Raw genomic sequence first — 941 nt, 5'->3', positions numbered from 1 at the left:
TCAAAGCGCGATCTGTTGCATGCAAGGAATGGAACGCGACGAGAGCCGACGGCAATCGAGTGGTCAGGCCCGATGTATCTGCACGACTCGTCGTGTGGATACATTCTCTATCCTGTCCCGACGGGTTCTCGCACAACAGTGGACGATGCAGTGGACTCCCGAGTGGACAAATCCGCGGACCAATTCGCGAAGCAACCAGCATGCTTGACATGGATCGATCTAGACTGAGCAGCAGTGAGTGAAATCACCCGGTCATGGTCGGAAACTGCTTCAGTTCAGTGGAGAGAAATCAACCTTCCACATGTCAAGCTCGTGGAGATCACGGTACTCATCCAAGTTGACGGCAACCATAACCGGTATCTACAACATCGTTGCGCTACGATAGACTGAGCCTTTTGGGAGGTGCTCATGTCCGATACACCCAAATGGGAATCGCTCAACCTGCGTATTTCCGCCGAAACTCGGTCGTTGATTGACCGAGCCGCCGCAGCCAAAAGCCTGACGCGCACCGAGTTCATTCTCGGTGCGGCGCGTGCGGCCGCGGAAGACACCTTGCACGAGTCCTCACTGCTGCACGCATCTCCCGAGGCATTCACTGCATTTTGCGCCGCGCTGGATGCACCTCCCTCACCCAACGAACATCTGGTGCGTCTGATGAGTCGCGTCCCGGCATGGGCCCAGCGCAATGCTCAATGACGCTACGCAGAATCAAGCTTTACGGATACAAAAAATGAAAAGCCAACCTCGAAATAAACTGACCCTACGAAGTTGGACAGTTTAAGAGTCTAGACTGCCATGGGGGGATGCGGACAAAATCTTGGACTACTGACCTGCCTGATTTCTTCGGACCGGTTCAATCTTGGAGAACGGCCTCGGTGAGTGGCCCCGGCTTGCAGTGCCAAAGGCAGTGTTAGTCTTCGGCGTTCTGTTGGTCCGTCAGT

At 54.8% G+C, this 941-nt stretch carries 1 protein-coding gene and 1 pseudogene; one reads left to right on the top strand and one right to left on the bottom strand.

All coding sequences use genetic code 11. The features are described from left to right. Positions 1–270: 270 nt before the first annotated feature. Positions 271–360 (bottom strand): annotated as a pseudogene (locus CY652_RS25190) (DUF6984 family protein); the annotation flags it as partial. A gap of 48 nt (positions 361–408) precedes the next feature. On the opposite strand from CY652_RS25190, the gene CY652_RS23700 reads away from it, so the two are divergent. Then, positions 409–696, top strand: coding sequence for a type II toxin-antitoxin system TacA family antitoxin (locus CY652_RS23700; RefSeq protein ID WP_102133129.1), 288 nt, complete (start codon positions 409–411; stop codon positions 694–696). The last annotated feature ends 245 nt before the right edge of the window (positions 697–941 follow it).

The organism is Burkholderia sp. WAC0059, assembly GCF_002870125.1.
GTDB lineage: Bacteria > Pseudomonadota > Gammaproteobacteria > Burkholderiales > Burkholderiaceae > Paraburkholderia.
This window is presented reverse-complemented; position numbering and strand designations above follow the sequence as displayed.

Bases quoted from the DNA above. Each gene is read 5' to 3' on its own strand.
- CY652_RS23700 (WP_102133129.1), top strand. From the start codon at position 409: ATGTCCGATACACCCAAATGGGAATCGCTCAACCTGCGTATTTCCGCC.